This is a genomic window from Paenarthrobacter sp. TYUT067, assembly GCF_023656375.1.
Taxonomy (GTDB): Bacteria; Actinomycetota; Actinomycetes; order Actinomycetales; family Micrococcaceae; genus Arthrobacter.
This window is the reverse complement of record NZ_JAMOIT010000006.1, coordinates 17827-40616: the sequence shown is the minus strand read 5'-3', so window position 1 is coordinate 40616 and position 22790 is coordinate 17827. Positions and strand designations below refer to the sequence as shown.

22 protein-coding genes are annotated in these 22790 nt (G+C 61.9%); 9 read left to right on the top strand and 13 right to left on the bottom strand.

What is annotated here, in order from left to right; all coding sequences use genetic code 11:
- Window positions 1–60: 60 nt before the first annotated feature.
- Window positions 61–1374 (bottom strand): GNAT family N-acetyltransferase, encoded by a 1314-nt coding sequence (locus MOD31_RS06955; protein WP_250820179.1) that lies wholly within the window; start codon window positions 1372–1374, stop codon window positions 61–63.
- A gap of 105 nt (window positions 1375–1479) precedes the next feature.
- Complete coding sequence (gene polA / locus MOD31_RS06950) at window positions 1480–4122, bottom strand: DNA polymerase I (protein ID WP_250820240.1); 2643 nt, start codon at window positions 4120–4122, stop codon at window positions 1480–1482.
- A gap of 160 nt (window positions 4123–4282) precedes the next feature.
- Here polA and MOD31_RS06945 point away from each other — a divergent pair, with 160 nt between their 5' ends.
- Window positions 4283–4747, top strand: a complete 465-nt coding sequence (locus MOD31_RS06945; RefSeq protein WP_142939265.1) for a hotdog fold thioesterase — start codon at window positions 4283–4285, stop codon at window positions 4745–4747.
- On the opposite strand, the gene MOD31_RS06940 is transcribed toward MOD31_RS06945, so the two are convergent.
- From MOD31_RS06940 to MOD31_RS06920, 5 genes are all read right to left on the bottom strand, one after another.
- A complete protein-coding gene (locus tag MOD31_RS06940; RefSeq protein ID WP_142939266.1) occupies window positions 4741–5280 on the bottom strand; it encodes a dihydrofolate reductase family protein in 540 nt (179 codons plus the stop codon). The two genes, MOD31_RS06945 and MOD31_RS06940, sit on opposite strands and share 7 nt — an antisense overlap.
- Window positions 5281–5453: 173 nt before the next feature.
- Entirely contained in the window at window positions 5454–6551 is a 1098-nt protein-coding gene (locus tag MOD31_RS06935; RefSeq protein ID WP_250820178.1) for a hypothetical protein, read from the bottom strand.
- A 98-nt stretch (window positions 6552–6649) separates the two neighbouring features.
- Window positions 6650–6871, bottom strand: coding sequence for a hypothetical protein (locus MOD31_RS06930; protein WP_142939268.1), 222 nt, complete (start codon window positions 6869–6871; stop codon window positions 6650–6652).
- On the bottom strand, window positions 6868–8073 hold the full coding sequence (locus MOD31_RS06925; RefSeq protein WP_142939269.1) for an inorganic phosphate transporter: 1206 nt from the start codon (window positions 8071–8073) through the stop codon (window positions 6868–6870). Before MOD31_RS06925 ends, MOD31_RS06930 begins: the two co-directional genes overlap by 4 nt.
- 181 nt (window positions 8074–8254) lie before the next feature.
- On the bottom strand, window positions 8255–8773 hold the full coding sequence (locus MOD31_RS06920) for an HAD domain-containing protein (RefSeq protein WP_223942566.1): 519 nt from the start codon (window positions 8771–8773) through the stop codon (window positions 8255–8257).
- A 122-nt stretch (window positions 8774–8895) separates the two neighbouring features.
- Between MOD31_RS06920 and kynA the strand changes: the two genes are divergently transcribed.
- From kynA to MOD31_RS06905, 3 genes are read left to right on the top strand one after another with little or no spacing between them, the layout of a single operon-like run.
- On the top strand, window positions 8896–9765 hold the full coding sequence (kynA, locus tag MOD31_RS06915) for a tryptophan 2,3-dioxygenase (RefSeq protein WP_142939271.1): 870 nt from the start codon (window positions 8896–8898) through the stop codon (window positions 9763–9765).
- Window positions 9766–9809: 44 nt separating this feature from the next.
- On the top strand, window positions 9810–11048 hold the full coding sequence (kynU, locus tag MOD31_RS06910) for a kynureninase (RefSeq protein ID WP_142939272.1): 1239 nt from the start codon (window positions 9810–9812) through the stop codon (window positions 11046–11048).
- A gap of 7 nt (window positions 11049–11055) precedes the next feature.
- Complete coding sequence (locus MOD31_RS06905) at window positions 11056–11919, top strand: PaaX family transcriptional regulator C-terminal domain-containing protein (protein WP_250820177.1); 864 nt, start codon at window positions 11056–11058, stop codon at window positions 11917–11919.
- Window positions 11920–11937: 18 nt separating this feature from the next.
- On the opposite strand, the gene MOD31_RS06900 is transcribed toward MOD31_RS06905, so the two are convergent.
- The 6 genes from MOD31_RS06900 to MOD31_RS06875 form a co-directional block, all read right to left on the bottom strand.
- Window positions 11938–13281, bottom strand: coding sequence for an MFS transporter (locus tag MOD31_RS06900; protein ID WP_250820176.1), 1344 nt, complete (start codon window positions 13279–13281; stop codon window positions 11938–11940).
- Window positions 13282–13322: 41 nt separating this feature from the next.
- Window positions 13323–13613 carry a Dabb family protein gene (locus MOD31_RS06895; RefSeq protein WP_142939275.1) on the bottom strand — a complete coding sequence of 97 codons (291 nt, stop codon included), beginning with the start codon at window positions 13611–13613 and terminating at the stop codon, window positions 13323–13325.
- A complete protein-coding gene (locus tag MOD31_RS06890; RefSeq protein WP_166840809.1) occupies window positions 13610–15295 on the bottom strand; it encodes an FAD-dependent oxidoreductase in 1686 nt (561 codons plus the stop codon). Before MOD31_RS06890 ends, MOD31_RS06895 begins: the two co-directional genes overlap by 4 nt.
- Window positions 15296–15399: 104 nt before the next feature.
- A complete protein-coding gene (locus MOD31_RS06885) occupies window positions 15400–16185 on the bottom strand; it encodes an SDR family oxidoreductase (RefSeq protein ID WP_250820175.1) in 786 nt (261 codons plus the stop codon).
- Window positions 16186–16358: 173 nt separating this feature from the next.
- A complete protein-coding gene (locus MOD31_RS06880) occupies window positions 16359–17153 on the bottom strand; it encodes an IclR family transcriptional regulator (RefSeq protein ID WP_142939278.1) in 795 nt (264 codons plus the stop codon).
- Window position 17154: 1 nt separating this feature from the next.
- Complete coding sequence (locus tag MOD31_RS06875) at window positions 17155–17877, bottom strand: GntR family transcriptional regulator (RefSeq protein ID WP_250820174.1); 723 nt, start codon at window positions 17875–17877, stop codon at window positions 17155–17157.
- Window positions 17878–18134: 257 nt separating this feature from the next.
- On the opposite strand from MOD31_RS06875, the gene MOD31_RS06870 reads away from it, so the two are divergent.
- From MOD31_RS06870 to MOD31_RS06850, 5 genes are all read left to right on the top strand, one after another.
- Complete coding sequence (locus MOD31_RS06870) at window positions 18135–19043, top strand: N-acetylglucosamine kinase (RefSeq protein ID WP_142939280.1); 909 nt, start codon at window positions 18135–18137, stop codon at window positions 19041–19043.
- An 87-nt stretch (window positions 19044–19130) separates the two neighbouring features.
- Entirely contained in the window at window positions 19131–20249 is a 1119-nt protein-coding gene (locus tag MOD31_RS06865; RefSeq protein WP_250820173.1) for a DUF2092 domain-containing protein, read from the top strand.
- On the top strand, window positions 20246–21262 hold the full coding sequence (locus MOD31_RS06860) for an ABC transporter ATP-binding protein (RefSeq protein WP_223942559.1): 1017 nt from the start codon (window positions 20246–20248) through the stop codon (window positions 21260–21262). Before MOD31_RS06865 ends, MOD31_RS06860 begins: the two co-directional genes overlap by 4 nt.
- A gap of 40 nt (window positions 21263–21302) precedes the next feature.
- Window positions 21303–22118, top strand: a complete 816-nt coding sequence (locus tag MOD31_RS06855) for an ABC transporter permease (protein ID WP_223942632.1) — start codon at window positions 21303–21305, stop codon at window positions 22116–22118.
- A 20-nt stretch (window positions 22119–22138) separates the two neighbouring features.
- Window positions 22139–22759, top strand: a complete 621-nt coding sequence (locus tag MOD31_RS06850; protein ID WP_142939283.1) for an L-threonylcarbamoyladenylate synthase — start codon at window positions 22139–22141, stop codon at window positions 22757–22759.
- Window positions 22760–22790 lie beyond the last annotated feature (31 nt).

Sequence of the window (22790 nt, the reverse complement as noted above, 5' to 3'; positions counted from 1 at the left end):
TTGTAACTATGTGGTTGTAACTAGGTGGTTGTGGTGGTGGTCGCGCTTGCTTGACGGCCTCTAGAAGTGCGTCAGGCAGTGCGCGGATCGTTCCACAGCAAACAGTTGCTGCGCCAGGAACGCAGCTCCCGGCGTGTGCTCACCAATGCGACCAGCGGCCGCCAAGGTAACGGGCGACACAGCCCCAAGATAAATGGAGGCGAGGTCGGCGACGTCCAGGCTGAGGTCGGGCGCCTCGCCTGACGCTTCCGTCACGACGGCGGCAGCACCGCCGTCGGACTCCAGAACCCAGGTGCCACCCGCCAAATCCAGGGAGTCCGTCACCTCCAGCACCAGCCTGCCGGCAACGGGGAAGCTGCGGGCCTGCAAGGCAGCTGGTGTATCCAGGATCCTGAGCCACAGCATGTCGCGGATCTCCGAGGCCTCAATGCACCTCGGATCTTCCAGCGCCCACGCAAGTGGGTCATCCACCGGCGCTTCAACCCACGTCACTTCGTCGATGAGGTCAATGCTGCCCAGAAACCTCCACAGGTCCAGGTAGGCCGCATTGCTTGCGGCCACGAGGTCCACGATCTCCATGGTGAACGGCTTGTGGTCCCAGCCCTTGAAGCGGTAGGAAACGTAGCCATCCAATGATCCGGAAAGGTCATAGTGCAGGGCGCAACGAACGGAGGTGTCGGGCTTGCCGTCGTGGCCGATGGAACCGGAAGCGAGAAGCCGGTAGTATTCCTGCCGGTCAATGGAACCCGGCGAGAGCCGCTGGACACGTTCAAAGACCTGCGGTGCCACGTCCAGGAGCACGGACGGATCGGCGACTTCCATGGTGCCTTGCGGCAGCCCCCGGAGCCTGAACCGTGGGCCGGTATCAACCTTGATGCTTCGCTCAAAAGTGGCCACGCCAAAGCCAAAACGGCCGTAGATGGACGCTTCAGACGCCGTGAGGGCGGCCATGGCAAGGCCGTCATCCTTGGCAGCTTCCAGATCGGCGGTCATCATGCCGCGCAGGATTCCGTTCCGCCGGTGCGTGCCGCGGACCGTCACGGCGGTAACGAGGTTGGACTCAAGTTGGCGGCCAAAACCAATGTTCAAGGCCTTGCGCATGGTGGCGTACGTTGCCACGGGAACCTCTGAGCCAAGAGAATGCTCCGGCACGTTGCCGTTGACGTAGACGCCCGTCAGCTCGCGCTGATCTGTTTGATAGGCCGCCAAGGTTTTGGCGAGGTATTCATCGTCGCGCCGTTGTTGGTGGAATCCGTGGGATACGGCCTGCACCCAGGTGGTGCAGCGGCTGTAGCCGGCGTCATCTGGATCAGCTACGGCGGGGAATCGTTGAACGGTGTACTTTCCGGACTTGTTTTCATTGGGATCGGCCACGCCATTGAGCCTAGCCAGACGCCGGAGGGCGCGCCACCATCTCGGCGGCGCGCCCTCAGGCGTTCGCTTGAATCCTTGGCTGGACTCAACAAATACGTGCCTGGCTTAGTGTCCGGCCTCGTACCAGCTGGAACCGACGCCAATCTGGACATCCAGCGGCACTGACAATTCAGCAGCCGAGCCCATCTGTTCGATGACCAGCTTCTCCACGGCTTCGCGTTCTCCCGGCGCAACCTCCAGCACCAGTTCGTCGTGGACCTGGAGCAGCATGCGGGACTTGAGTCCTTGGCTGGCGAGCTCGGCCGAGACGCCCAGCATGGCGCGCTTGATGAGGTCTGCCGCTGAGCCTTGGATGGGTGAGTTCAAGGCGATGCGCTCGGCTGCTTCGCGGGCTTGCCGGTTGGTGCTGGTCAAGTCCGGGAGGTAGCGGCGGCGGCCCTCGATGGTGGCTGTGTAACCGTCTGTCCGGGCCTGGTCCACTACGCCGCGCAGGTAGTCGCGGACTCCGCCGAAGCGGTCGAAGTAGTCCTTCATGAGCGTCCGGGCTTCATCCACGGAGATTTCCAACTGCTTGGATAATCCGAAGGACGTCAGGCCGTACGCCAGGCCGTAAGACATTGCCTTGACCTTGGAACGCATGGCACTGGTGACTTCGGCCGGCGCAACGTTGAAGATCCGCGATCCCACGAAGCGGTGGAGGTCCTCGCCATCACGGTAGGCCTGGATGAGGGCCTCGTCCCCGGAGAGGTGCGCCATGATGCGCATCTCGATCTGGGAGTAGTCGGCCGACAGCAAGCACTCATAGCCGTCGCTGACGACGAAGATGCCGCGAACGCGACGCCCTTCTTCACTGCGGACCGGGATGTTCTGCAAATTGGGGTTGTTGGAGGAGATGCGGCCTGTTGCTGCAATGTTCTGCGCATACGTGGTGTGGATACGACCATCATCGGCAACGGACTTCTTGAGGGTCTCCACCATCTGGGCGAGCTTGGAAGATTCCCTGTGTGCCATGAGCTGGACCAGGAATTCGTGGCCGGTCTTCTCCAGCAGCCCCTTCAGGGACGCGGCGTCGGTGGTGTAGCCGGACTTGATCTTCTTGGTCTTGGGCAGGCCGAGTTCCTCGAACAGGACGGTCTGCAACTGCTTGGGCGAACCGAGATTGACCTCGTGTCCGATCGCGGCAAAAGCCTGCTCCTGAGCGTTCTCGATGACCTTGGTGAGGTCGGCGAGCTGTTCGTCCATCCGGTCGGTGGATACGTAGATGCCGGTGAGTTCCATCTGGGCCAGCACGCGCGCCACGGGGAGTTCCAGCGTGGTCAACAGGGCGTCGGCCTTGATGTCGGCAAGTTCGGTTTCGAAGTGTTTGCTGAGTGCATGCACGACGGCGGCATGCTGGACGAGCGCTGCTGCGGCAGCTTCGTCGGTGTCACCGGAAAGGTCCAATTCCAACTGTCCGGATTGGGCCGCAGCAGCGGCGAAGGAGATCTTCAGGTGCACTTGGGCCAGCTCAGCGAGGTCGTAGCTGCGGCGGTCCGGCTGGATCAGGTAGCCGGAGATGGAGGTGTCATCCACCACGCCTTCCAAGCCGAGGCCACGGTTGTGGAGGGCCTTGAGTGCAGACTTGAACTCGTGCAGCACCTTGGCTTCCTCGGGGTCCTGGAGCCACCGGGACAAAACCGACTCAGCTGCGGCGTCCAGGCCCGTTAGGTCGATGTAGGCCGCACCGTTGCTCCTGACGACAGCCAGGGCACTTGCGTCATCACCGACGCGTCCGGGTACCAGTTGGACCGCGAGTGCCGAACGCACGCCGGATCCAGCGGCAAAGAAGGCCTCGAGTCCCGGGGCGTCCTTAAGGACGGTGTATTCCGGGGTTTCAATGGTGTCCGGGGCCGCTCCGGCGGTGTCGTCACCGTAGAGATCGAACAGCCGCGTCCGGAGAGTCCGGAATTCGAGTTCCTCAAAAAGCTCCTCGATCGCCTGGCGGTCCGGACGTGGCTCGTGCAAGTCAGCCAAGGTGAGGGGTAGGTCGAGGTCGGTCAGCAGCTGGTTCAGCCTGCGGTTGCGCTTGACGTTCTCAAGGTTCTCCTTCAGGGCGCCGCCCACTTTGCCACCGATGGAGTCTAGGTTTTCCAGGATGCCCTCAAGGCCACCGTAGAGATTGATCCATTTGGCCGCGGTCTTGGGGCCGACGCCCGGAACGCCGGGAAGGTTGTCCGCGGTTTCACCCACGAGGGCAGCGAGGTCAGAGTACAAACCGGGCTTGACGAAGTATTTTTCCTCAATGGCCGCAGCATCCATCCGGGGGATATTGCTGACACCCTGCTTGGGGTACAGGACAAAGACGTTGTCATTGATGAGCTGGAACGCATCCCTATCACCGGAAACAAGCAGCACCTCAAAGCCTGCGGCGTCGCCCTGGGCGGCCAGCGTGGCCAGGACGTCATCGGCTTCATATCCGGGCATGGCAATGGTCCTGATGCCCCAGGCTTCCATGACCTTGGCGATGAGGCCGATCTGGCCGGCGAACTCGGCGGGGGTGGCGTTGCGGCCGCCCTTGTATTCGCTGTACTCAGCCTTACGGAACGTGGTGTCGTCAGAAACGTCGAATGCCACGGCAACGTGGGTGGGCTTCTGGTCCTTGATCAGGTTGATCAGCATGGAAGTAAACCCATGGACAGCGTTGGTGTATTGCCCCCTGGCCGTAGAGAAATTCTCCGCAGGAAGGGCATAGAAAGCCCGGAATGCCATGGAGTGGCCGTCCAGGACCAGCAGCCTGGGCCGGCCCTCCCCCGTAGTGCTGGTGGTGGTTGATGCAGAGGGGGTGGGTGCTGTAGCGATGGCAGCAGCTTGGGCCGTTGGAACCTGGTCCGGTTTGGTTGTTTCACTCACAGGTGCCAGCCTAGTTGGCATGATGGACAATTTCACGCCGAACCGGTTTGTCGACGAGCTCAATGAAGCAGGTGTCCCCGAAGAGTTCCACGATTGGCTCTCAGCGCATGGCGTTGGCGCCCTCGTGGTGAAACTGGGTATCCGATTCACGGAAATGGGTGCGGAGCGCACGGTGGCCACTATGCCGGTGGAAGGAAACACGCAGGTGGCAGGTATCCTGCACGGCGGAGCCCACGTTGTCCTTGCAGAGACCTTGGGGTCGTTCGCTGCATCGCTTCACGCCGGCCGGGGACGACACGCCGTAGGCATAGAGGTGGGCGCAACCCACCACCGTTCCGTTGCCAGCGGTATCGTGACGGGCACCTGCACCGCCATCCATCTGGGTGGCACACTGGCAACGCACGAGATTGTTATCACCGATGACAAGGGCCGCCGGCTCTCAACTGCCCGGATCACCAATATGATCCGGGACAACCGTCACTGAAGCCGGTAGTGAAGTTCAGCCGCCGCCCCACCAAGGATCTTGGAAGAGACCAACTCAAGCGGCGCCGTCGGGCCGTTGAGCGGCAGCAGCCGTTTTCCCGCGCCCAGCACCACGGGAATGATGGTGACGATCATCTCGTGGAGCAATCCGGCGTTGGCGAACTGAGCCACGAGGTGGCCTCCGCCCACCAGCCAGACGTTCTTGTCGCCTGCATCCTTGAGTAAGTCCGGTGCGAACTCGCGGACGTCGCCACGGACAAAGGTGATATCCGCTCCGGCCGGTGCTGAGTACTCATGGTGGGTGAAGACCCAGCATGGGGTATCCGGGTACGGCCATTTGCCGGGTTCATGTTCCATGAGCCAGCGGTAGGTGTCGCCGCCCATGGCGATGCATCCAACGCCCGCCATGAAAGATTCGATGCTCTCATTGACTCCCTCAGCTTGGTCGAACTGGAGGAGCCAGCCAAGATCGTCCTCAGGTGAGGCGATGAAGCCATCAATGGTTGAAGCTACGTAATACTGGAAAATCGCCATGGCCTCAGACTAGGGCAATCCGAGCGGGCCAGGACAGTGACCGGCCATTACGGTGACCGGACTGGGCGGTGACCGGACTGGGCAGCGACCCTGACTCATCAGCGGGCTGCGGGATTGGCTGGCTTACCCGGGACGACTTTTTTCGGAGTCGTACGCGGCGATGAACTGGGCGTCTAGGGCTCCTTGGCCGGTTCAGCAGCAGGTGGAAGGGTGCTGCCAGGCACGGCAGGATCCACGTAGAAGAACGTCACCGTTCCGGCAACCTCCACCGTGTCTTTGATGGAGATCCGGATGGATTCCCTGCCTTCAGCGGGCGGCATCCGCAGGTATAACGCTTGGTAGTCCCCTCCCCCGGCCACAATGTCCGGAACTGTGGGGACGCCATCAAACAGGACTTCTCCTACCCGCACGTAGTAGCCGTCCAAGCGAACAATAGTGCCCCCTGAGGTGGGTCCCGATGCGCGGGGCATGCCAATCACTGGCCGCAAGTCCTCGTCCACTACGGTCAACCTCAGCAATTGCCGGGGGCACGCTTCGCCGGGACCGGGTTCCGCCTTGAAAACAGATCCGGGGTTACTGCGGTACTGAGCAACCAGAAATGCCGATGTGGCCGCCACCCGGAACTCAAGGCACTGCTTTTGCGGGATTCGCGGGGTCCTGGCCACGGCCACGGACGCTTGCTGCCAGTCGTCCTGCCTTCCGGTTTGCAGGGCCCTGCACACCGCCGCGCCCGCCTGCCAGACGGCAGCATCTGCTGCGCCCTCAACGCTCTGGACCAGCGCATCGCATTGGAACTGCTGCAGCATGAGGTACCGCTGGCCAGGGGCGGGATCATCTGACCCAATGGGCCCGGTTGGCAGCCAACTCACCACGGTGGGCTCCTGCGGGGGCGCCTCTGCGGTTTCCTCGGACTTCGGCGCCCGCTCGGGTTGACTGCCGCTGCGGGGACTGCCGGTTGGTCCGACGCCGGTGGGCTGTTGCGGCGCCGACTCACTTTGCGGCGTTGCGGCCGGCGGTGGGCTGGTCTGGACAGCGTCCGGTGTTGAGGCGGCCTGCGTGGCGGTGGCTTCAGCTGAAGCTTCCTGCGGTGATGTGGCCTCTGGTGAGGCGGCCTGAGCCGTGGACGTCGCCGGGGGTGAGACGGACGTCGAGTTGGGCGTGGAGATAGAGGGGAGGCCGTCGTTTCCGGAAGGAAGGCAGGCAGAAAGTCCCAAGACGACGACGGGAACCAGCACCACTCCAATGAGCTGGTCCCGGGTAAGGAACGTCATGACGGCCCCACATCTGCCGGTTCAGAATGACGCAGCTATGTGCATAACTGCACTGCTGATTATTCTCCCTGGAGGACCTCACAGCCAGAAAACAGCGGCTACTTTCCGAAATAGGGCACAATCAGGTAGATGCCGAAAAGTACCGCGGCTGCGCAGAACGCGAAGCATACGTAGGCCAATGAGCGCACCAAAACAGGCGACTTTTGCTGGGCGTCACCGGCGATGGCCGTTAGGCGAACGCCCAATGAGTAAAGCACCACCAAGGTAACGGCGGCCACGAGGGTTACTCCCGCCACCTGCAGCAATTCCAACCATTTCATCGCTGCACATCCTCGCTGGGGGTTGTCTTTCGGGATTTCTTCTTCTTGCGGAACCGCACGGCATGGCCGGCTTCTTCAACTTCGACGGCGTTGTGGTGGCCGACGTGCGACTTGCGGGAAACGACGAACATGAACAGTACCGCGGCAGTACCCACCACTGCGGCGATGATGACGCCAACGACGCCGATGCTCACCAGGAGAGCCGTCAGCGCGCCGACGATGGCAGAGGCCGGTAGCGTGAACAACCAGCCCAAGGCAATCTTGCCCGCAGTGCCCCAGCGGACAGATGTCCCCTTGCGGCCAAGGCCTGAGCCGATGACTGAGCCTGATGCTACCTGCGTGGTGGAAAGGGCAAAGCCCAGGTGGGATGAGGCCAGGATGGCAGAGGCGGTGCTGGTTTCCGCGGAGAAACCCTGTGCCGGCTTTACCTCGGTGAGGCCCGAGCCCATGGTGCGGATGATGCGCCAACCACCTGCGTAGGTACCGATGGCGATGGCGAAAGCACAGGCTGCGATGACCCAGAACTGCGGACCACTGCCCGGAGCCTGAGTGCCTCCTGCGATAAGCACCAGGGTGATGATGCCCATGGTCTTCTGGGCGTCGTTGGTTCCGTGTGCCAGGGCCACCAGGCTTGAGGTGAAAATCTGTCCAGTGCGGAAGCCACCACGTTTCTGAGTTAGCTTGTCGCCTGTTTCGGGATCATGCCGGGAGGTGAGGGCATAAGCGAGGCGGGTGCAGATGTACGCGACGAGCCCTGCTATGAGCGGCGCGAAGATGGCAGGCAGGATCACCTTCTGCAGTACTGTCTCAAAGTTGATGGAGTGGAAGCCGATGCCCACTACTGCTGCGCCGATGAGGCCGCCGAACAGTGCATGCGACGAACTCGATGGCAGGCCCTTGAGCCAGGTGATCATGTTCCAGAGAACAGCCCCCATGAGGCCGGCAAAAATGATGTCAGGGGTGATGTGGATTCCCTCTGACCCTTCCCGGATCAATCCACCGGAGATGGTCTTGGCCACTTCCGTAGAGAGGAATGCGCCGACGAGGTTGAGCACGGCAGCCAGGGCGACAGCCGTCTTGGGCTTGATCGCCCCCGTGGCGATAGGCGTAGCCATCGCGTTGGCAGTGTCGTGAAACCCGTTGGTGAAGTCAAAGAATAGGGCCAACGCTATTACCAGCGCGACCATGAAGGTGATATCCACCTGTTGCCCAATCTGCAGAGTCGACGACGTTCAGCAGTTTCACTTCCCCATACCTGCCATCCACAGCATAGTTCAGCAAGTGTTCAACTGACTCGGCTTGCGGTATTCACTCCGGCGGGCTTGAAACCTTAAGAATCCTACGTGCCTTCCGGTGAGCGGACAAACGTGCCGGGGCTCCGGTTCACCCCAGGTAAGCCCTGACAGCCTCGAGGTCGCGACGGGATAGACCTTTGCGCGGATCCGGTGAGATGCAAAGCACACGATCCTGCTGGTATTCGGCCCAGGATCGGGCCTCGGACTCCTGGCTGAGTTGGTCGTCAACCCATATGATCCGCTCACTTCCGGCGCCGGCCAGATCCTTTTGAAGGGCCACCAGTTTCCACCACTCATTGCCCTCATCCCAGCCCAGGCTGGAAAGCACCGGCCAGTCCTGTCCGTTCAGGCCGATGGCGGGGCATAGAAACTCCGGCGCGAGGCCCTCCCAGGTGGTCAGCCACACAAATCGAGCATCGGGGTGACGTGCAAGGACATTGAGTTCAGCGACAACCTCCTGCGCAAAAGCGACATCCAGGATTCCGGCGTCGGCGAAGGTCCATTCACTTCCCCAGTCCGTGGTTCCGAGGGGACTGAAGGGGTTCACCACGCCGTCGACGTCCAGATATATGGACACAGGTGCATGAGTGTCTTGACGGGCATCCATGGCCATTCCCCTTCCCCAACGGTTGAGATTCAGCCTACGCGAGAACTCAGCTACAACCGGAGCTGGATACTATGCTTGAATCAATACCTTGACGTGCGTCATGCAAGTGATATTCTCTGAGCATGGAAAAGCCCACAGTCCATTCCGCCCAAAGCGTCCGCGATATCGAGGACAGTGTCCGCACTGATTTCCGGCATGCAATGTCTTATGGCGGGTATCTGGACCTCGACCGCCTGCTGAGCTCCCAGCACCCCCTCAGTGAGCCAGAGCACCACGACGAGTTGCTGTTCATCATCCAGCACCAGACCAGCGAGCTCTGGTTGAAGCTGGTTTTGCATGAATTGCTGGAAGCCCGGAGGCTTTTCGACGCCGACAATTTGGGCAAGGCGCTCAAGTGCATAGCCCGGGTCAAGGCCATCCAGCGAACCATGACTGAGCAATGGTCCGTCCTTGGGACCCTCACGCCCCGCGAATACGCCCAGTTCCGCGGCTTCCTGGGCAGTTCGTCAGGGTTCCAGTCGTATCAATACCGCGGCGTGGAATTTCTGTTGGGCAACAAGAACCGCGGGATGCTGCGCGTCTTTGAAAGCGAACCCGAGGCTCATGCGTTACTCAGCACGCTCCTGGAGGAGCCCACGTTGTATGACGCTTTCCTGAACGTCCTGGCCCGCGCAGGTTACGACATCCCCGCCGACATCCTGGCCCGGGATACCAGCGAGCCGTGGACCTTCCGTCAAGACCTCGTACCCATCTTCCAGAAGATCTACGAATCGGACGACACTCCCTGGGGCCTTTACGAAGCCTGCGAGGATCTTGTGGATATTGAGGACAACTTCCAAGCCTGGCGGTTCCGCCACCTGAGGACAGTCCAGCGCACCATCGGCTTCAAGGTAGGCACAGGCGGATCGTCGGGAGTGGACTTCCTGAAGCGCGCCCTGGACCTCACGTTCTTCCCCGAGCTTTACGCCGTCCGCACCGAGATTGGCAACTAACCAGACGCCCGGCTCTGCCGCCCAACACTTCCGCAGGAGGAACCATGACAACAGCGCAACAAACCCAAAAACCGACGTCGGCCGAACTGGATGCCGCTGATCCCCTCGCCGCCCAGCGCGAGGCCTTCTACGCGCCCGACGCCGATCAGCTCGTCTCGTATTTGGACGGCAACTCACTGGGCCGCCCGCTGAAGGTCACCTCCGCGAATCTGGCATCCTTTGTCCACGACGCCTGGGGCAGCCGCCTGATCCGCGGATGGGACGAGCAGTGGATGGACGAGCCCACCGCGGTAGGCGACCTCATTGGTGAAGTGACCCTGGGTGCCGCTCCGGGACAGACCACTGTGGGTGACTCCACCTCGGTGATGCTCTATAAAATGATCCGCGCAGCCGTGGACGCCCAGCCGGGCCGCGATGAGATCATCATCGACCGCGACAACTTCCCTACCGACCGATTCATCATTGAGGGCATCGCCAAGGAGCGCGGGGCCAGCATCAAATGGATCGCTGCGAACCCTGCCAGCGGTGTTCGTGCCGAAGACCTGGACGGACTGCTGGGTGAGCGGACGGCAGTGGTGGTCCTCAGCCATGTAGCCTACCGCTCGGGGTTCCTGGCCGACGCCAAGGGGATCACGGAAAAGGTGCACCAAGCCGGAGCACTGATGCTTTGGGACCTTTGCCACTCGGTTGCTTCGGTGCCCATGGAACTTGACGCATGGGGCGTGGACCTCGCCGTCGGTTGCACGTACAAATACCTCAACGGCGGACCAGGCTCACCCGCCTTTGCCTACGTCAACGCCTCTCAGCAGGATCGTTTGCAGCAACCCATCTGGGGTTGGATGGGTGCCGATAATCCCTTCGGAATGACGGAGTCATACAAGCCCGCGCAGGGCATGCGCAGGTTTATCACCGGAACACCTCCGGTGCTGGCCATGCAGCCGATGAAGGACATGCTGGAACTGATCGCCTCGGTAGGCATGGACGCCGTGCGTGAAAAATCGGTCAAACTGACCGAGTACGCAATCGCGCTCTCCGAAGAGCACTTGGTGCCTCTTGGTGCGGAAATCGTAAGCCCCCGGAATCCTGCAGAGCGAGGCTCGCACATTACCGTGGACCACCCGCTATTCGCCGATGTCACGGCCAAGCTCTGGGAAAAGGGCGTCATCCCGGACTTCCGCCCCCCGCACGGCCTCCGCATTGGCCTGTCGCCCCTGAGCACGAGCTACGCCGAGGTTGAGTTGGGAGTCGCAGCCATCCGCGATGCCCTCTCCGAACTGCTGTGAGCCGGTGATGAGTGCCGTCCTTGACGACATGGACTCCCGCCCCGGGAGTACAACCTCGTTGCTGCGCACAGTCGTTGGCCTGTATCTGCGGGACGCCGGAGGCTGGATGTCCACCAAGGACATTGTGACCCTCATGGAAGCGTTGGGGACTTCCGGAACAGTAACCCGGACTGCCCTGGGCCGGCTTCGCAAGAAAGATGTGGTGTTGCAGGAATCCCGCAATGGTGTGCCCGGGTTTACGCTGACCGAGGGCGCCGCAACCATGCTGGCCCGCGGCGACCGGAGGATCTACAACCCGCGGAGTATGTCGGAATCAGATCCCTGGTGCTTGATTTCCTTCTCCATACCGGAGACCGAACGCGAAAAACGGCATCAATTACGCCGCAGGCTGCACTGGATCGGTTGCGGTACGGTGGCTGCCGGACTGTGGATCTGCCCCGATTCGCTGCGTCCGGAGGTGGAGGAAATCCTCACAGATCTGGAGCTACGGACCATGTCCACCATCTTCGTGACGGAAACTCCGCTGGTGGGCGGCACCCTTCAGGACGCCGCGTCCAAATGGTGGGACCTGGATGCGGTAGCTGCACTGCACAGGGACTTCATCCACGAGCACGGATCAGGCAGCGGAAACGGCGCCGATGCCCAAGGGCAGTCCTGCCAACCCGTGGAGCCTTCACCTGAGGCCTTTGCTACGTATGTGCAGTGCATCGACATGTGGCGGATCATCCCGTACCTCGACCCCGGACTGCCGTCGGCGTTCCTGCCTGAGGACTGGCCCGGGGCCGAAGGTACTGCCCTGTTCAGCCGGATAGTTGATGCCTACGCGGAACCGAGCGGGGAGTTTGTGCGCAGCATGCTGCGTGCTTCCTGATGCAGTTGCTCCCGAAGCCTACTTCCCGTTCCGGGACGCGACGCCCTGCCAGTACGGCTCCCCGAGGTCCTCAAGGGGTGTCTTGGCGGTCTCCCGGGAAGAGAACGCAGCTACCCCTGCGATAACCATGCACAGGACCCCGAAGCAGGCTACGGGTAGCCAGCCGTCGCTACCTTTGCCGAGGAGCAAACCTGCGATCAACGGCGCGAATCCGGCAACCACCAAGCCCAGCTGGTTGCCCAAAGCCATCCCGGAGTAGCGGACGGGGGCGGCAAAGAGTTCAGCGAAGTAAGCGGGCCAGATCCCGTTGAAACAGGAGTAGAGCAGTGTCATGTTGACGAATGCCGCGGCGAAGACCAAGAAGATGTTGCCGGTGGATAACGCCGCGAAATAGGCGAAGATGGTCACCGAGCAGCCGATGGCCGCCGTCAGGAGCAGCGGCCGCCGGCCCACCCGGTCAGAGATCCTGGCGGTCAAGGGCATCACAAACATGGACAGGCCGATTGCCACGGCATTGACGGTGAGAATGGATGCTTTATCGAATCCCGCCGCACCTGTGGCGTAGGACAGGCCGAAGACAGTGAAGATGGTTTGCATGACCGACATGATGGACATGCCAACCACCCGGACAACATCTGCCGATTGAAAGCGCAGGACTTCCCGGAGCGGCATGGGCGCAACTGACTTGCGGTCCTTTGCTTCTTCGAACACCGGGGTTTCGTCCAAGTGCGTCCGCACCCAGTAGGCGATGGCCAGAACCACAATGGAGAGCCAGAACGGTACACGCCATCCCCAGCTCATGAGGGCTTCAGTGGGAAGTGCGGCCACGGGAATGAAAACAAGCGTGGCAAGCACCATCCCTGAGGCGTATCCGGTCATGACAAAGCTGGTGAAAAATCCACGCCGTCCCTCGGGAGAGTGTTCCAGGGTCAAGGTTGAAGCACCCGCAGATTCGGCGCCGGCGGAAAAACCCTGAGCAAGGCGCCCTGCCACCAGGAGGATGGGTGCCCATACCCCGATCTGGCTGTAGCTGGGTAGGAATCCGATGCCCAGGGAAGCAAGACCCATGACGCTCAACGTGATGAGCAGGACCTTCTTCCGGCCCAGTTTGTCACCGAAGTGGCCCATCACCAGCCCGCCCACCGGACGTGCCACATAAGCCACGCCAAAGGTGGCGAATGCACCGATCAAGCCGACTGCGGGGTCATCCGAAGGGAAGAACAACGGACCGAACACCAATGCTGCGGCTGAGCCGTAAATAAAGAAGTCGTAGTACTCAAGTGTGCTACCCAGGAAAGAGGCCAAGGCCGCTTTCCCGGGGGTCTTGCGCAGCGCAGTGGGCTGCTGGGTTGTGCTGGACATGCGATTCTCCTTCGAATGGCGCAGGTTCGGGAACGTCGGAGCTAAAGCCGAAAATCAACGGCGATGATCTGCTCGCTGTTAGGGAACGAGTACTTCTTGAGCGGCTCATGCAGCGGATGCGTGTTGTAAACATCAACGTCTTCCAGAGCACCGAAGTCGGCCACGATCGCGTAATCGAACGATCGATCATGCTGAAGCACATCCGGCCCGTGGGTGAGGCTCAAGAGCCCCGGAATGTTGCCCTCCATCCGGTTCAAGCCTTCAATCCATGCGGCCCGGTCCGCGACGGGAAAATCCGGTGTGAATTTGAAGAGGACCGCATGGCGGATCATGCGCCGGCTCCGGAGTCAGCACCGGATCCGGCCCCCGCGAATTCTGCAGCGACGTATTCCGCCGGCTGCCCGGCAATGGCACGGCCTGCGAGGTACCCCATGGTCATGATGGGTCCCAGCGTGGCCCCGGCCCCCGGATAGCCTGCAGCGTAGGCATTTTCCGTGGTGTTTCCCGCGGCGAACAGTCCGGGAACTGCTTGCCCGTCAACGTCCAGGACCCTTGCCGAACCATCCGTGGCAACTCCCCCGTTACTTCCAAAGGCGCCGTTGACTACCTCCATGGCGTAAAACGGTCCACTGTGTAGTGGTCCGAGGGAGGGGTTGGGCCAAGGGCAATCGTCGTCGCCCCAGTATTTGTCGTAGGCGCTTTCGCCGCGCCCAAAGTCAGGATCCTCCCCCCTCACTGCGTACTCGTTGAAGCGCGTTACCGTGGCCTGGAGGTTTTCCGCGGGGACACCGATCTTCGCTGCGAGTTCGGCGAGGGACGGAGCTTCCACCAGATAGTCGGGAGTCGGCTGGCCCGCCCGGTGGGCGAGGACGCCGTAGCGTTCCAAGTAACTGTGATCGAAGACCACGTGGGCCGGGGTATTCAGGGGCTGGTTATTGGGCGAATCCCATGACTGCAGGCACCGTGCGAGGTCGTTATAGTTCTGGGATTCGTTGGCGAAGCGGCGGCCGTGGCGATTAACCATCAGCGAACCCGGCCCTTGCCTCTCAAAACGGAGCAGGGTTCCAATAGGTTGGCCATCCCGGGTGTCTCCTGTGATGGACATGGGCGCCCACCAGGCTTCCCGGGTACCGCGGGTTTGGGCACCGATTCGTTGGGCCATCTTCAGGCCGTCGCCCGTGTTCGAAGGAGGCGAGCACATAATGTACAGCCGCGAAGCCAGCAACGAGTCCGCCAAGGCCGTGTCCCACTCGAAACCGCCGGTTGCGAGGACCACACCGTCGTTGGCGTGGAAGGCCTCCCCCGATTCGAGCTCGACGCCCACTACCCTGCTGCCATCACTGAGCAGCCGATGTCCGCGGGCGCCAACTACCAACGCGGCGCCATCACGGACCAGACTGGCCAAGAGCATCGAAACCAGCGCCTGGCCCTTTGCCACCAGGCCCTGCTCTTGGCGCTCGTACAGTTCCTGCCAGGGAAATTTGGTAAAAGCTCCCCAGTTTTCATATTCCTGCATGGTGAAGGGGGCCCGCCCATCAGAGCGGACATGGACAGCGAGGTCGCCGAGTGCTTCACGGACGTTGTACAGCTCAGGTTCCACCGTTCTGCCACCCTCAACCGAGCCCGGGAGGTCCTGCCGGTAATCCGGAAAATTGTCCAGGAAGATGAACCGCACGCCGCATTCGTCTTCAGTGAAGCGGAGCATGGTGTCGCCGTAGTTCAGAGCGGCGTCCAGCAACTCTTTACGGCTCCGACCCCGTGCCACCGCGCGGACATACTCCGCGGCCGCCTCCTTGGAATCGCTCAGCCCCGCCTCGCGTGCATGGTGGTTGTCAGCCACCCACAGCATGCCGCCCGAAACGGCAGACGTGCCGCCCAGCAGTTCGGTCTTTTCAAGCACGACGACGGATTTGCCGGCCCGCGCGGCCGTCGCCGCTGCCGTCAAGGCACCTGCGCCGGATCCGACAACTACGACATCGTAGGTATCTGCTTTAGTCCCGTTAATGAATTTCATGGTGGTGTCTCTCTCCGTTGAATGTGGTCACACAAAGAACCTGGAGTACTACGGTGACGTTGATGACGCGGTGTTATGCCCGCGGTGTTTGTCAGCGATACTGCTCAAACCGCCGTGTATCCGCCGTCGATGACAAGCTCTGAACCAGTGGTGAACCGGGACTCATCGGAGGCCAGGTAAAGGACCCCGTACGCGATCTCGTCCGGTTCGCCCTGCCGGGGAAGCGGGTTTCCGCCCACCAGCTGCTTGTAGTAGGCCTCCGCGCCGATGTCCGATTGCTCTGCCGAGCGGCGGCTCATCCGGGTATTCATTGACCCGGGGTGGACCGAGTTGACCCTAATGCCGTGTGCGCCGTAAGCCGCCGCATCAGACTTGCTGAGGAGCCGCACAGCACCCTTGGTGGCGTGGTAAAGAGGCACGTTGCGCCCACCGGTCAGTCCATGGATTGAGGAAAAATTGATGATGCTGCCTGACTGTTTGAGGATCATCCCCGGAACGATGTGCTTGGTCATGAGCCACACGCCCTTGACGTTGACATCGAAGATGAGGTCGAAATCGTCCAGTGTTGCTGTGTGGCTGGCTCCGGCCGGACCGATGATTCCTGCAGCATTGACCAAGACGTCGGGACTGCCGTGATCCGCAGAGACGCGGTGGATTGCTTCGACCACGCTGGCTTCATCGGTGACATCGACGTCGTACTCGGTGATGCCGGCATGTACGCCTGCAACTGCAGTTCCTGCACGGTCCAAGCTGGCCACCGTGGCTCCGTGATCGGCAAGCAACCTGGCCGTTGCGCCGCCTAGGTCTCCCCTACCGCCCGTGACTACGACAATCTTGCCGGCCACCCGCCCGTCCTTGGACGGATTACCTGCCTGTGTTGCTGTTTCCACCACAACTCCTCCTGCCGCTGCATTGCGGCTGCTGAAACCTCAGTTGGACGCAGGGCAGCACGGAATGAACCCACAAGGGCCTTTAAGTGTGGTGCCCGGGCGAGATGCCCTGCTTGGTTCCACATTGCCAGCGGCCCTGTGAGTGAAGCCACAGGGTTACCGATGAACGGGAATCAGAGACTTCCATTGCTTTGGCGGAGGGCACCTTTGAGTTCTCCGCGCCATCCCAGCGCTCGGGAGATTCCGCGTGCTGCCGTCATCAGAACAGGCACGCGGGCTGCCGTGTTTTCCTCGTTCCTGGGAACCACAACACTCAGCGCAGCCACCACGGTATTTGCCCGACCAACCACCGGGACCGCGATTCCACTGGACTCAGGGACAATAATGCCGGGCATGGAAGCGAACCCGCGTTGACGGATGCCGGCGAGGTGTCGCCGTAGTTCAGCGGGATCGGTGAGCGTCACGTCAGTGAACTTCTCCAGCGTCCGGGCCAGAAACAAGTCCTGGTAGGCAGGTGGAGAATAGGCCAGCAACACCAGCCCCGAGGACGTTCCATGGACCGGCAGGCGGCCGGCAACCTTGGTGATGTCCACCATGGAATCACGGGAGCCGATGCGCTCAATGTAGAGGACCTCATCGGAATCCAGGATCCCCAACGTGGTGGAGTGCTGAACCACCGATTGGACGTCCTCCATGAACGGCAGGGCAGCTTCGCGGAGGCCGACCATGCGGGAGCTCCTGGACACCAGCTCCCACAAGCGGGTGCCGAGCCGAACCTCGGCATTGGCTTCCCGTTCCAGCAGGCCCTCACTCAAGAGCTCGTCCACCAGGCGATACGTGGTTGTCACGGGTAAGCCGGAGCGCCGGGCCAACGCAGCGACGCTCATGGTGCGGTGGGCGTCGTCGAATGCTCCGACCAAGCGGACCACACGGCGGATGACGGACTCACCCGAGGACGAGTTGGCCACCTTAGTTACCTGACCTAACGCGGGAAACGAACCGGAACCTGTCGCCGCGGAATGCGCTCCGGGTCCATTCCACCGGCGCGCCGACTGCATCCCGGGCAAGGCGGTGTACCAGCAGCAAAGGTGCCCCCATCTCTATTCCCAGCAGCCTGACCTCAGCAGGGCCGGCGAGTGCTGTCTCCACTGTGTCCTCGACGTCGGCTATCCGAATCCCGTAAACGTCGGCCAGGGCAGCATACAGCGATCCCGCCTTGGCCAGCTGGGACTTGAACCGGGGCAGCTTTGCTGGAAGCCAAGCAACCTCATGCGCCAGCGGTTCCCCCTCAATCAGGCGGATACGCTCGAGCCGGGTGACGGGCTTGCCTTGGTCAATCCCCAAATGTGCTGAGACCTCCGCATCAGAGCCCAGAACGTCCAGGGCGAGCAACTTGGAGTCAGGCCGCAGACCTTGGGTGCGGGCGTCGTCGGAGAAGGAAGTCAGCTGCCGGACATGGGTCACTTTTGGAGGCGCCACGAACGTGCCGTGCCCTTGGATGCGGCCCAGCTTTCCCTCGGCCACCAGTTCGCTGATCGCCTGCCTGACCGTGGTCCGGGAAGTTGCGTACTTTTCCGCCAAGGCGCGCTCGGTGGGAATGAGTGTGCCCGGACGTTGACCCGCTATAAGCCCTAATACCTCGGTCTTCAGGAGGTAGTACTTGGGAGCTGACTGTGGGACATTGCTGGACATAGTGGAGATCCTACTTATGGACAACGCCATTGGTCTATGCCAATGTAGATCTAATTGTCAATGTAGACCCGATTGCCAATGGAGACCGCGTCGCCACCGTTGACCCCGTCGCCATTGTTGAGCTGTCGGTCTGAACCCACCAGATCCGGTGAACTGGCAATCCCCGGGTTTATGTTTGTCCAGTAGTCAGCACTCGAAACGAAGGGCCGTCAGTTGAAGGATTTTCAGCGAAAGAGCAGTGAATCGGCGGGAACCCTGTGACTCCGGCTGTGCTGGGCCTTCACATCGGCGGCTCTAAGACGCACGCCGTTCGCTCTGACGCAGCGCAAGGCGACATCGACGCCCGCAGCGGCACCGGCGTCGAAATCACCGAGGCCAGCGCCAACCTGTCCTCGGTGGGCCACCAGGGGGCTGACGCGGTGCTGCGCCGCATTGCTGCAAAGGTGGGCGGCGGGATCGAGGCCGTCTGTGCCGGAGCCGCCGGAGCAGATACCCCGGCTAGCCGTGCTGTCCTGTCCGCCCTGCTCACGGAGCATTTCCCGGGCGCCAGGATCGAGGTTGTGCACGACACCCGCATAGTCCTTGCAGCAGCAGGGCTCGACGTCGGAGCTGTAGTGGTTGCGGGCACCGGCTCCGTTGCATGGGGTCGGAACCGTGACGGGCGGGAAGCCCGCAGCGGAGGCTATGGGTATCTGCTGGGCGATGAGGGTGGCGGCTACTCCGTGGTGCGCGACGCCGTCCGCGAGGCTTTGCGGGAGTACTACGCAGGTCTGGAACCAGGCACATTGGTCAGAGCCGTGATGGCGGCGACGGCGAGCGCGGACGCGTTGCAGCTCATGGACTCGTTCTACGCCAAACCCGAACCTGACCATTGGGCGGGTTTGGCGCCGCTTGTTTTGGATTTGGCAGCTGAGGGTGACCCGGCGGCGTTGAGGATCCAGGCTGAGGCCGCGCATTCGCTGGCAACGCATGCCCGCCAGGTTCTGGGCGAGTTGGGATTGGATCTGCCGTTGGTCATGGCTGGTGCTCTGTTGGTGAATCAAAGTCAGCTGGCCGGGGCCGTGGCGCGCAAGGTTTCCCTGGAGGACCCGTCCTCGATCCGGATTCTGGCGCAGCCTCCGGTTCACGGTGCGGTGGAACTGGCCAGGCAACTCCTTCAGAACTGATCCAGTTACGTCCTGCCGGGCAGGTGATCACTGCAGCCAAGCGGAGTAGTCTGGACTCATGCCTCTCACGAGCGGTGGTTGGTAATAATGGCGCGGGCCCGGCAGCGGTGGCTGTCAGCTCTCCTGATTCCCCTTGCCTTGGCGATTGCCGTGGTGTTCGGCTCTGTCCAAGCGGGCGCCAGCGTTTCCCTTCCGCCCAAGAGCGCTGAAGAAATCCTTGCTATGATCGCGCGCACTGAGGTGCGGGCTTTGTCCGGCACTATGGAGCAGAACGCCGAACTGGGACTGCCGGAGCTGCCTTCGTCCGGTTCGGGCACTGTGCCGGGTGCTGCCTCCGCCGTGGAATTCCTGGCTGGTTCGCACACAGCCAGAGTCTACGTGGATGGCCCCCTGAAGGCGCGGTTGCAGATTCTTGACCGCATGGCTGAACGCGACGTTGTCCTCAATGGCCGCGAGCTCTGGTTCTACAACTCGAAGGACAACAGCGCCACACATCTGACAGTGCCGGCGCCGTCCCTTGCTGAACTGAAGGACACCCTGCCCACTAGGCCCACTCCAGACAGGCCCGCGCAGGCGATTCCGACGCCCGAGGCCATGGCCGGACGTTTCCTTGCTTCCCTTGATGCCAGCACTGAGGTCACCGTTGGTGAGGCGGCATCGGTTGCTGGTCGAAGCGTTTATTCCTTGGTCCTCAACCCGCGCAGTTCCGAAACACTGGTTGATTCGGTGAGCATCGACGTCGACTCCGAAACCGGCCTGCCCCTGGGTGTCGAGGTGCGGGCCAAGGGCCAGGCCGAACCTGCCTATTCACTGGCATACACCCAACTGGACCTTTCCACGCCGGATGCCGCGTTGTTTGACTTCACCCCGCCGCAGGGAGCGACAATCACTGAGAAGGTACTTCCGGCCAGGCCCGTGCCCACCATGACCCTTCCGTCAGAGCCGCTACACGACCTTTCGTTGAAGGCACCGGCTCATCGGGAGCAGGTCATGGGTCAAGGCTGGGATTCCGTGATCGCCTTGCCCGCGGGTTCTGCTCCTGCTGAGTTCACGTCCAATCCCCAATTGTCCCAAGCGCTGCTTCCTGTTGACGGTGGCCGGGCGTTGACGACGTCACTGGTGAGCGTGTTGGTTCTCGACGACGGCCGCGTCTTTGCCGGCATGGTGCCTTTGGAACGGCTCCAGACGGCGGCTGCCGCCCAGTGAACGAACCCCGGGAAGCCGCCAATGTTGATGGAAGTGGGCATGCGAATCCCGTCCGCTCATCTGATCTTGTTATCGAAACGCACGCCTTAGTGAAGCGCTTCGGGCGCCGGTCTGCCGTCGACGGAATTGACCTTGCTGTGCCCCGTGGCTCGGTGTTCGGCTTTCTTGGGCCCAATGGTTCGGGGAAGACCACCACTATCAGGGTGCTGCTCGGCCTTGCTTCGGCAACCAGCGGGGACATCCGCGTTCTTGGCAAGGAGATGCCCCAAGGTTTGGCTTCTGTACTCCCGGGCGTTGGCGCTTTGGTGGAGGGGCCGGGCTTCTACCCTTTCCTTTCGGGTACGGGGAATCTGACGCGTCTGGATGCCGCCGACCCCCATGCGTCGTCATCGACCAGAAGTCGGCGCGTCAAGGATGCCCTTGACCGGGTTGGACTCAGCCATGCGGCGGGAAAAAAGGTCCGCGCCTACTCGCTGGGCATGAAGCAGCGCCTTGGTTTGGCCAACGCGATGCTCAGGCCGCGGGAGCTCCTGGTTCTGGACGAACCAACCAACGGCCTGGACCCCCAGGGCACCCGTGAAGTCCGCAATCTGGTTCGCTCCCTCGCTGCTGGCGGGACCACCGTGTTCGTTTCCAGCCACCTGCTCGCCGAGGTGGAGCATATGTGTACCCATGTGGGTGTGATGAGTGCTGGTCGCCTTGTGGCCCAGGGGCGGATTGAGGAGCTCCGGTCCGCCGGACAGGCCCGCGTTGTGGTGCAGACGCCCGACGTCGACGTCGCGTCCCGGGTGTTGGCACGCCTTGGCCTGGTTCCCGGCGAAGCCCCGGGAGTTGTGGGTAGCCGGGGAACCACTGCGGTGTATGCGACCGGGATCAATGGCCGTGAACCCGAGGCGGTAGTGTCAGCGTTGGTTGCCGACGGCGTCCGCATCCGTGGCTTTGCAGTGGAGAACGCGAGTTTGGAAGAGCGGTTCGTGTCCCTGACCGGAGAGGGGTTCGACGTTGTCGGCTGAAACCACTGGCCTGTCCCGCGGTGGTGGCGTACGTCCGGGAATGGGATGGGCGCTCCTGGGCTCGGAGTTGTCCGTGCTCTTCCGTCGGCTCCGCACATGGGCCATGTTGATCGCCCTCGCTGCCGTGCCCATCTTGATCGCCGTGGCCGTCAAGTTATCGTCGCAGCCCACCGCTCCTGGCCGCGGGCCGCTCTTCCTGGACCGCATCACCCAGAACGGCCTCTTCGTCGCCGTCACGGCGTTGGTAGTGTGTGTCCCTCTGTTCCTGCCGCTCACGGTTGGGGTGGTAGCCGGGGATACCATCGCCGGGGAGGCGAACCTTGGAACCCTGCGGTACCTGCTGATCGCTCCCGCAGGGCGGATACGACTCTTGCTGGTGAAGTATGCCGGGGCCGTCGCTTTCTGTTGCGCCGCTACCGCCACCGTAGCTGCGGCCGGCGCCCTGGCCGGCGTCGTGCTTTTTCCTGTGGGTCCGGTGACTTTGCTGTCCGGGGATACCATCAGCGTTGGCGAGTCGGCGTTGAGATCTTTGCTGATCGCCGCCTACATCACGGTTTCCCTGCTGGGACTCTCAGCTATAGGCCTATTGATCTCAACCTTCACGGACGTGCCGGTGGGCGCCATGGCTGCCACCATTGTGCTCTCCGTGGTGTCCCAGGTGCTGGATAACCTGCCACAGCTCGAGTGGCTGCATCCGTGGCTGTTCAGCCACCACTGGCTTGGCTTTGCAGATCTTCTGCGCCAGCCGATCTCCTGGACATCGTTCGGTGAGAACGCCCTCCTCCAAACCGGGTACATCGCGGTGTGCGGCGCGCTGGCTTACGCAAAATTCTCCAACAAGGACGTCTTGTCATAGCTTTGTCGTAGGCTCTTCACATGGCCAGATTCTTTGATGTGCACCCGGAAGATCCCCAACCACGCGCCATCGGCCAAGTGGTGAACATGCTCCAAGGTGGCGGCCTGATCGCCTACCCTACCGACTCCTGTTATGCGCTTGGCGCACAGATCGGCAACAGGGAAGCCCTGGACCGCATCAGATCCATCAGGCATCTGGATGATAAACACCACTTCACCCTGGTGTGCAAGGACTTTGCACAGATGGGGCAGTTCGTGATGTTGGACAACGACATCTTCAGGAGCATCAAGGCTGTCACCCCCGGCAGCTATACGTTTATCCTCCCCGCCACCCGCGAAGTTCCCAAACGCCTCCTGCACCCCAAGAAGAAGACCGTGGGTGTGCGCATCCCTGATCACCGGGTGGTCCAGGCACTCTTGGCCGAGCTGGGCGAACCACTGCTCTCCAGCACCCTTCTGCTGCCGGACGAGGAAGAACCATTGACCCAGGGCTGGGAGATTAAGGAACGCCTGGACAATCAGGTGGATGGCGTCATTGATGCCGGCGACACCGGCTCGGAACCCACCACCGTGATCGACTTCTCCAGCGGCGTGGCCGAGGTTATCCGCTACGGGACGGGCGATCCCTCGCGCTTCGAATAAAGGTCACTGGACTCCTGTTCGCCGTTCACCG